General features: G+C 49.8%; 4 protein-coding genes. All 4 read left to right on the plus strand.

The genetic code is table 11. From position 1 onward, the window contains the following. The first annotated feature begins 298 nt into the window (after positions 1-298). Positions 299-3,004 carry a 4-alpha-glucanotransferase gene (locus HMPREF0650_RS00450; protein WP_004347449.1) on the plus strand — a complete coding sequence of 902 codons (2,706 nt, stop codon included), beginning with the start codon at positions 299-301 and terminating at the stop codon, positions 3,002-3,004. A gap of 69 nt (positions 3,005-3,073) precedes the next feature. After that, complete coding sequence (locus HMPREF0650_RS00455) at positions 3,074-5,206, plus strand: glycoside hydrolase family 97 protein (protein WP_004347450.1); 2,133 nt, start codon at positions 3,074-3,076, stop codon at positions 5,204-5,206. 32 nt (positions 5,207-5,238) lie between these two features. Then, entirely contained in the window at positions 5,239-7,200 is a 1,962-nt protein-coding gene (pulA, locus tag HMPREF0650_RS00460) for a type I pullulanase (RefSeq protein WP_040561906.1), read from the plus strand. Positions 7,201-7,212: 12 nt separating this feature from the next. Beyond that, a complete protein-coding gene (locus HMPREF0650_RS00465) occupies positions 7,213-9,132 on the plus strand; it encodes a glycoside hydrolase family 13 protein (RefSeq protein ID WP_004347453.1) in 1,920 nt (639 codons plus the stop codon). Positions 9,133-9,297 lie beyond the last annotated feature (165 nt).

Raw genomic sequence — 9,297 nt, forward strand, 5'->3', positions numbered from 1 at the left:
GCTCTGTGCAACCAAACTCTATGCTTTTGGCTCGCCAAGGTGTAAAAACCGACCTTTAAAGGGTTAAAATCACCTTCTCGAGAAGCTAAAATGAGAATTTTGAAATGACCAAATAATCTAACAAAACCCTCCTTCAAAACACCTACATTTGGAAGCAGAAAACAGTATTTGTGCAAACGATTGCACAATGTTTTTCCAATAATTAGACTTCTAAACCAACTTCACCTTACTTATTATTTATACATTTGCATATATTAAGTACCAAACCTAAAGTTACTCAACTACTACACCTTAGTTTATGAATCTATTATTTAACATTGAATACAAAACGGTTTTTGGGGAAGATCTCATCTTGAATGTAGTGAATGATGGTCAGCCTGCAGATGGGCTTTATACCCCTTATAGAATGTACACCACCGATGGACTGCACTGGCAGTGCGACCTCAAGCTGCCTGCAACCGCAGACCATGCTTCCCTTTGCTACTACTACTCGGTAGAATGCGACGGAAAGGTAACGCGCAAGGAATGGACCACTCTAACCCACCGCCTTGACCTCACGGCAGCCAAAGCGAAGCAATACCACGTGTACGACCACTGGATGCAGATACCAGAAGACTCGTACCTGTACTCTTCGGCTTTCACCGACTGCCTTCACCGCAGCACATTGCAAGCTCTGCAGCCTACGACTTACGACAAGACGGTGCGCATTATCGTACGTTCTCCACAACTCAAGCCCGACCAATATTTAGTGCTGTCGGGCGACACCGAGGCATTTGGCGAGTGGAACATCAGCAAAGCACTGCCCATGACCCAGCACCAGCATAACGAATGGGTGGTGGACGTGGACGCTGAAACACTGAGCGAGCAGCACATAGAACTGAAGTTTGCTGCCCTGTCGTACAGCCTTCCCACGAACGACCCCATGTGGGAACCGTGCTTCAACCGAACCATTGACGTACCCAAGCTCAACCGTGGCGACGTAGTGGTGTACCACTTGGATCAGGCTTTCATGCCCATGCCCAACACAAAGGTGGCTGGAACATTGGTTCCTGTATTCTCACTACATAGCAAAGGCAGCTTTGGCGTGGGCGACTTCGGCGACCTCAAGGCAATGATTGACTTTGTGGAAGCCACCGGACAGCACGTCCTTCAGCTGTTGCCCATCAACGATACCACAGCCACCTATACCTACACCGACTCTTACCCTTACAGCTGCATCAGCGTGTTTGCGTTGCATCCGCTCTATTGCGACTTGCGCCAATTGCCCAAACTCAACGACAAGGCGCAGCAAGCGCAATTTGACACATTGCAAGAAGAGCTGAACTGCCTGCCACAGATAGACTATGTGCGCGTGATGAGAAGCAAGATGGATTTCTTACAGCTACTCTTCAAGCAAGAGGGCAAACGCACCATGGGCACCAAGGCGTACAAGGCGTTCTTCGAAAAGAGCGCCCGCTGGCTGGTACCTTATGCACAGTTCTGCTACCTGCGCGACCAATACGGCACGGCAGACGCTACACAATGGCCCGACCACCACACATGGAACGAGGCAGACCGCAAGGCGTTAAGCACCCCAAGCAACAAGGCATATCAACAAGTAGCGTTCTACTACTTCGTGCAGTTTGTGCTATACACCCAGATGAAGGAGGCGCACGCTTATGCGCAAAGCAAGCGCATCGTACTCAAAGGCGACGTGCCGATTGGGGTCAGTCGTCACGGTTGTGATGTTTGGGTAGAACCCAAATACTTCAACATGGACGGACAGGCAGGTGCGCCACCCGATGATTTCTCCGTAAACGGACAGAATTGGGGGTTCCCCACCTACAACTGGGATGAGATGTTGAAAGACGGATGCGCATGGTGGGAACGCCGTTTCAAGAACATGGCAGAGTTCTTCGACGCCTACCGCATCGACCACGTATTGGGATTCTTCCGCATTTGGGAAATACCTATTAGCTGTGTCAACGGCTTGTGCGGTCAGTTTTCGCCATCGTTGGCCCTATCGCGTGAGGAGATAGCATCCTACGGACTCAACTTCCAAGAAGATTTATTTACGAAGCCCTACGTCCGCAACTGGGTCATCGACAGGGTGTTTGGCGAACATCGTGAAGAAGTCATCGCCAAATATCTCAACCATATTCACGACGACGTGTTTGAATTGAATGAGCATTTCAATACCGAGCGTAAGATTGAAGCAGCCTTCGAGGGGCAAGAAATGGATGAGAAGAGCACATGGATACGCGACGGATTGTATGCGCTTGCCAACGATGTGTTGTTTGTTCGTGACAAGAAAAATCCTCACCTGTTCCACCCACGCATCACGGCACAATTCAACTTCATTTACGAAAGTCTGTGGGATGTGGACAAACAGGCGTTCAACCGTTTGTACAATGAGTACTACTATCGCCGCAACAACCAGTTCTGGTATCACGAGGCGATGAAAAAATTGCCTAAATTGGTACAGGCTACCCGCATGTTGGTGTGTGCCGAAGACTTGGGAATGGTACCCGATTGCGTGGCATGGGTGATGAACGAGCTGCGCATCCTCAGTCTCGAGGTGCAGTCTATGCCCAAAGACCCAAAGGTAACTTTTGGTTATTTGCCCAATAACCCCTACAGAAGTGTGGCTACCATATCCTCGCACGACATGCCAACACTGCGCCAATGGTGGGACGAGGACTACCCACGCACACAACATTATTACAACACCATGCTTGGAAAGGAAGGACCTGCCCCCCATCCACTGCCGGGTTGGTTGGCTCGCGACATCATTTGGCAACACTTGGCATCGCCCTCCATGCTCTGCATCCTGTCCATACAAGACTGGTTGTCCATGGACGAACGGCTCCGATTGGACGATGCCAACGCCGAACGCATCAACATTCCTGCCAATCCGAAGCACTATTGGCGTTATCGGATGCACTTGAACATAGAAGACATGCTGACCGACAACAGCTTGGTGAGCAATCTATGTGAACTAAATTCACAGTCGGGAAGGGGCTGATACCCTACCTCTCACACCTATAGCCACAAGGGTTTGCGCCCTTGTGGCATACTTTTCAACTACAACATCATGAAGAAAATCAATCTTATCCTTTTGTTTTTTATGCTGCCAATGGCACTGTTGGCACAAGTAGTCAAATCGCCCAATGGCAATGTAAGCATCAACTTCAGTCTGCAACGCAATGGCGTACCCACCTATTCCATGACTTATAAAGGCAAAGCCGTGGTGAAACCGTCGCACTTGGGCTTGGAACTCATGAAGGACAAGCACGCCTCCAAGGGGCTTCAGGAAACCGACTTGATGAATGGGTTTACGGTTAAAGCCACGCAGACATCCACCTTTGACGAGACATGGAAGCCTGTTTGGGGGGAAACCGCAACCATCAGAAATCATTATAACGAACTGGCGGTAACGTTGCATCAAGCCTCTTCTGAGCGCAATATCATTGTTCGGTTCCGTGTTTACAACGAGGGAATGGGATTGCGCTATGAATTTCCGCAGCAAGACAGCTTGACCTATTTCCTCATTAAAGAAGAACATACGCAGTTTGCCATGGCTGGCGACCACACGGCATGGTGGATTCCGGGCGACTATGACACACAAGAGCAAAAGACACAACAAAGCAAACTCTCCGAAATAAGGGGGCGTTTCCATGATGCGGTGAACTGGGGAAACTCGTCGGTGGCAGTGTTCTCACCCACAGGCGTGCAGACCTCGCTGCAAATGAAAAGCCAAGATGGGCTGTACATCAACATCCACGAGGCAGCTTGTGTGGACTATTCTACCATGCACCTCAACTTAGACGATAAGACAATGACGTTTGAAAGCTGGCTCACCCCAGACGCATACGGTGCCAAAGGGTGCATGCAAACCCCTTGTAAGAGTCCGTGGCGAACGGTAATGGTGAGCGATGACGCACGCGATATGTTGTCGAGCAACCTCATACTGAACCTCAACGAGCCGTGCAAGATAGAAGACACGAGTTGGATTCATCCCACAAAATACTGCGGTGTGTGGTGGGAAATGATTGTTGGCAAAAGCGCATGGAACTACACCGATGAGTTCCCATCTATCAAACTCGACCAGATAGACTGGAGCAAAGCAAAGCCAAACGGACGCCATGCGGCTAACACAGACAAGGTGAAGCGATACATTGACTTCGCTGCCAAGAACGGATTAGACCAAGTATTAGTGGAGGGATGGAACGTAGGTTGGGAAGATTGGGCGAACCATTGGAAGCAAGACGTGTTCGACTTCGTTACGCCTTACCCCGACTTCGACCTGAAAGGACTCAACGAGTATGCCCATTCAAAGGGTGTAAAACTCTTGATGCACCACGAGACATCATCCAGTGCGGTGAATTATGAACGACATTTGAAAAAAGCTTTCAATCTCATGAACCAATATGGATATGATGCCGTGAAGACAGGATATGTAGGTGACATCATTCCTCGTGGCGACCATCACTTCTCTCAATCCATGAACGACCATTATATGTATGTGGTGAAGCAAGCCGCCAAGCACCATATCATGGTGAATGCCCACGAAGCGACACGCCCAACGGGCTTATGCCGCACATGGCCTAACATGGTTGGCAACGAAAGTGCAAGGGGTGGAGAGTACGAAGCCTTTGGAGGAAATAATCCAGACCATACCACTATCCTGCCCTTTACTCGCTTACAGGGCGGTCCGATGGACTACACGCCGGGTATTTTTGTAACGAAACTGTCAGAATGGAGCGACAATACCAGCTTTGTACACTCCACCTTGGCAGGACAGTTGGCACTCTATGTGACCATGTACAGCCCACTGCAAATGGCTGCCGACTTGCCCGAACACTACGAGAAGTACGATGATGCGTTCCAATTCATACGGGATGTGGCTGTTGACTGGGACGACAGCAAGTATTTGGAGGCTGAACCTGGTGACTATATCACCGTGGCTCGCAAGGCAAAAGGCACGGACAACTGGTTTATCGGGGGCAAATGCGACGAGAACGGACACAAGAGTGTCATCAAACTCGACTTCCTCGACAAGGATAAGAAGTACAGATGCACGATTTATGCCGATGCTAAAAATGCCCATTATGACCACAACCCACAAGCTTATGTCATCACGCACAAAACCGTGAAGCGTGGAGACGTATTGAAAATCAATCAAGCCAGCGGTGGCGGATTTGCCGTTTCGCTCATGGCGCAATAATCAACATCTGAAGCCCTAAATACCTAAAGAAAATGAAATTAAAAGTTCTGTTTCTAACATCCTTCCTTTTAATCATGTGCGCATGGATGCGCGCGCAGTCACTCGATACAATGGCCATAGATTACACCAGCCACGTTTACTATACGTCATCAGAGACTACCTTTTTCCTATGTGCCCCCAACAATGCACGGCATCGACCTCTCATCAGACTCTATCGTGAGGGATTGGGCGGCAAGCCGGTGAAGACCATCAAGATGAAGCGGGAAGAGAATTTCGGGTGGGTGGCCGATGTGAAGGGTGATTTGAAAGGCATGTTCTATACCTTCGACGTGGTGGGAACAAAGAAGCAACCCGTGGAAATGCCGGGGATGTTTGCCCGTGCCGTAGGCGTGAACGGCAAACGGGGAGCTATCATCGACCTGGAGACCACCAATCCCGTGGGCTGGGAACACGATGTAAGGCCGGCACTGGCGTCGCCTGCAGACCTTGTCATCTATGAAATGCACCACAGGGACTTTTCCATTGATGCGTCGTCTGGACTAAAACACAAGGGAAAATACCTGGCACTCACCGAGCCTAAAGCCATCGAACACTTGGTGTCGCTGGGTGTCAACGCCGTACATATCCTTCCCTCCTACGATTATGCCTCGGTGGATGAGACGAAACTCGACCAGCCTCAGTACAACTGGGGCTATGACCCACTGAACTACAATGTGCCCGAGGGGTCGTATGCCACCGATCCCTACAAGCCCGAAGTGCGCATCAGGGAGTTCAAGCAGATGGTGCAGGCACTGCACAAGGCGGGCATCCGCGTCATTCTCGACGTGGTGTATAACCATACGTTCGACATCAATGGCAGCAATTTCCAACGCACCTTTCCCGATTATTTCTATCGCAAGAATGCCGACGGCACCTATTCTGACGGTTCTGGCTGCGGCAACGAGACTGCCTCGGAGAAGCCGTTGATGCGCGAATTCATGATTGAGAGCATGAAATACTGGGCTACGGAATATCACATTGATGGCTTCCGCGTGGATTTGATGGGTGTGCACGACATAGAGACGATGAACCTCATACGCGAGGAAATGGACAAGATAGATCCATCAATATATATCTATGGCGAGGGATGGAGCGCAGGAACGTGTGCCTATCCTACGGAAAAGTTGGCACTCAAGGCCAACGTTAAACAGATGCCACGCATCGGTGCTTTCAGCGATGAACTGCGCGATGCACTCCGCGGCCCGTTCTCGGACGACAGCAAGGGGGCGTTTCTCGCCGGCATCGCGGGGCAGGAAGAGAGTATCAAGCTTGGCATCGCCGGCGCAATAGCACATCAACAGGTAGACATGACCAAGGTAAACTACGCCAAAGAGGCGTGGGCCACAGAGCCGACACAGATGATCAGCTATGTAAGTTGCCACGACGACATGTGTCTGAACGACCGCCTGAAAGCCAGCATACCCAACCTCACAGTGGAGGAGCAGATACGCCTGAACCTCTTGGGGCAGACTGCGGTCTTCACATCGCAGGGCGTGCCTTTCATGCTCAGCGGCGAGGAGATGTTCAGAGATAAGAAAGGGGTGCACAACAGCTACAAGTCACCTGACAGTATCAATCGGTTGGATTGGGACAATTTACAGCGTTACCCACAGGTATTCAGCTATTACAAAGGACTCATTGCACTGCGAAAGCAATACCACGCATTCCGTTTGGGCAATGCCGAGGCTGTGCGTCAGCATCTTACATTCCTCCCAACAGAGCCTTGCTTGGTGGGTTATCGCTTGTTTGATGCCCCCACCAACAGCTACGTCTACGTGCTGCTCAATGCCAACAAGACCGAGAAACAGGTATCCTTGCCTGTTGGAGCGTACAACGTACTGTGCTACGATGGGGTCATTGACGTCAACGGAACCGAGAAATTGATGCTCGACGAACATGCCGACAAGGCTATTGTCCCTGCACAATCAGCCATGATTCTAATAAAACAGCAGTAAAAAGAAAATAAGATGAAGAAGTTATTATTTGTCATTTGCCTTTTGACACAGACTTTTACGACGTATGCCCAGATACAAATAAATCGCATTGACCCAACCAATTGGTTTGTTGGGATGAAGGATGCGAGTTTGCAACTCATGGTGTACGGCAACGACTTGCACGGCACTCAAGTAACCACCCATGACGCTGGCGTGCAAATAGACAGTGTGGTACAGATGCCCAACGCACATTATTTGCTGGCTTACCTCAACCTGAAAGACGCCAAGCCAGGCACCATCACGCTGTCGTTCACCAAGGGAAAGAAAACAAAAAAGGTGAAATACGAGCTGAAGCAGCGGGAGATGAGTGGCGACAAGCGCATGGGATTTACCAATGCCGACGTGCTGTACATGCTCATGCCCGACCGGTTTGCCAACGGAGACACCAAGAACGACCAGATAAAAGGCATGAACAATTATGTTTGCGACCGCACGAAACCCAGTCTGAGACATGGGGGCGACTTGGAGGGCATTCGCAAACACCTCGATTATTTCACCAATTTGGGGGTGACCGCCCTATGGTTCACACCCGTACTGGAGAACAATTCGCCCGACACCAACGGCTTTAGTACCTATCATGGCTATGCCACGACAGATTATTATAAGGTAGACCCACGCTTTGGCACCAACGAGGAATATCGCCAGCTCATTGACGAAGCCCACCAAAAAGGACTTAAAGTGGTGATGGACATGATATTCAACCACTGCGGATTTGAACACCCATGGCTCAAAGAATTACCCTCTGACGATTGGTTGAATGTGCCTGAATGGCTCGAGGAGGGCAAGAAAACTGGGCGAGACGAGAAGACAGGCATGACAAATCGGCCAAGAACCAACTCCAAGTATTTGCAGACCAGTTATAAACTCACACCGGTGCTCGACCCATACGCTTCGGAAATAGACCTAAAGGAAACCGTTGACGGATGGTTTGTACCCACCATGCCCGACTTGAACCAACGCAATCCGCACGTCATCAAGTACCTCATCCAAAACAGTATATGGTGGATTGAGACCGTAGGCATTGATGGCATCCGCATGGACACCTATCCTTATGCCGACCGCAAAGCCATGGCACTGTGGATGAAGACGCTCAACGAGGAGTATCCCAACTTCAATGTGGTGGGCGAAACATGGAACACAGAACCCGCTTATACTGCTGCTTGGCAAAAAGACAGCAAGCTGTCGGACATCAACAGCAACCTAAGAAGCGTCATGGACTTTAGTTTCTTCGAGAAAATCAACAAGGCGAAGAATGAAGAGACCGATGGCTGGTGGGATGGACTGAACAGGATTTACAACTCACTGGTGTACGATTACCTATACGAAAAGCCCGAGAATGTGATGGCTTTCATCGAGAATCACGACACCGACCGATTCTTAGGCAATGGACAAGATGTTGCCACACTGAAACAGGCCTTAGCTCTTTTGCTCACGATGAACCGCACTCCGCAGCTGTATTACGGCACGGAGGTGCTGATGAATGGCACCAAAGAGGTGACCGATGGGCATGTACGTCAGGATTTCCCCGGTGGTTTCCCGGGCGATGTACACACGGCATTCACGGCAGAGGGCAGGTCAAAAGCACAAAACGAAATGTTCAACTGGCTTAGCAAGCTGCTGCATTGGCGACAGGGCAATGAAGTAATTACCCAAGGCAAACAGATTCAGTTCATCCCTTACCAAGGAGTGTACGTCTTGGCACGCCAATATCGAGGTAAAACTGTGCTGACTGTACTCAACGGAACATCGAAAGAAGCCCAGTTGGACGTGAAGCGTTATGCCGAAGTCATCGGCAAATCAACTGCTGCTCATGACGTGATTAGCGGAGAAAACGTGGATATAAGCAGAGATATAACTTTGGCTCCACGCCAAACTCTTGTCATTGAATTATAGGTAGGAAGATAGTTAACGGGAGTTAGCGGGGAGTTAAAAAGGAGTTAGCGGACATTAGTTCGGCAGAACAATAGAAACGAATGCTTTTGTAGTCAATTACAAAAAGCTATTGTTAGCTAACTCCCTTTTAACTCCCCGTTAACTCCTTTTTAACTCCCTGCTAAC

Source organism: Hoylesella buccalis ATCC 35310 (assembly GCF_000177075.1).
Classification (GTDB): Bacteria; Bacteroidota; Bacteroidia; order Bacteroidales; family Bacteroidaceae; genus Prevotella; species Prevotella buccalis.

Excerpts from the sequence above, each read along its gene's own strand:
- HMPREF0650_RS00450 (WP_004347449.1), top strand. The coding sequence starts at position 299 with ATGAATCTATTATTTAACATTGAATACAAAACGGTTTTTGGGGAAGAT.
- HMPREF0650_RS00455 (WP_004347450.1), top strand. The coding sequence starts at position 3,074 with ATGAAGAAAATCAATCTTATCCTTTTGTTTTTTATGCTGCCAATGGCA.
- pulA (WP_040561906.1), top strand. The coding sequence starts at position 5,239 with ATGAAATTAAAAGTTCTGTTTCTAACATCCTTCCTTTTAATCATGTGC.
- HMPREF0650_RS00465 (WP_004347453.1), top strand. The coding sequence starts at position 7,213 with ATGAAGAAGTTATTATTTGTCATTTGCCTTTTGACACAGACTTTTACG.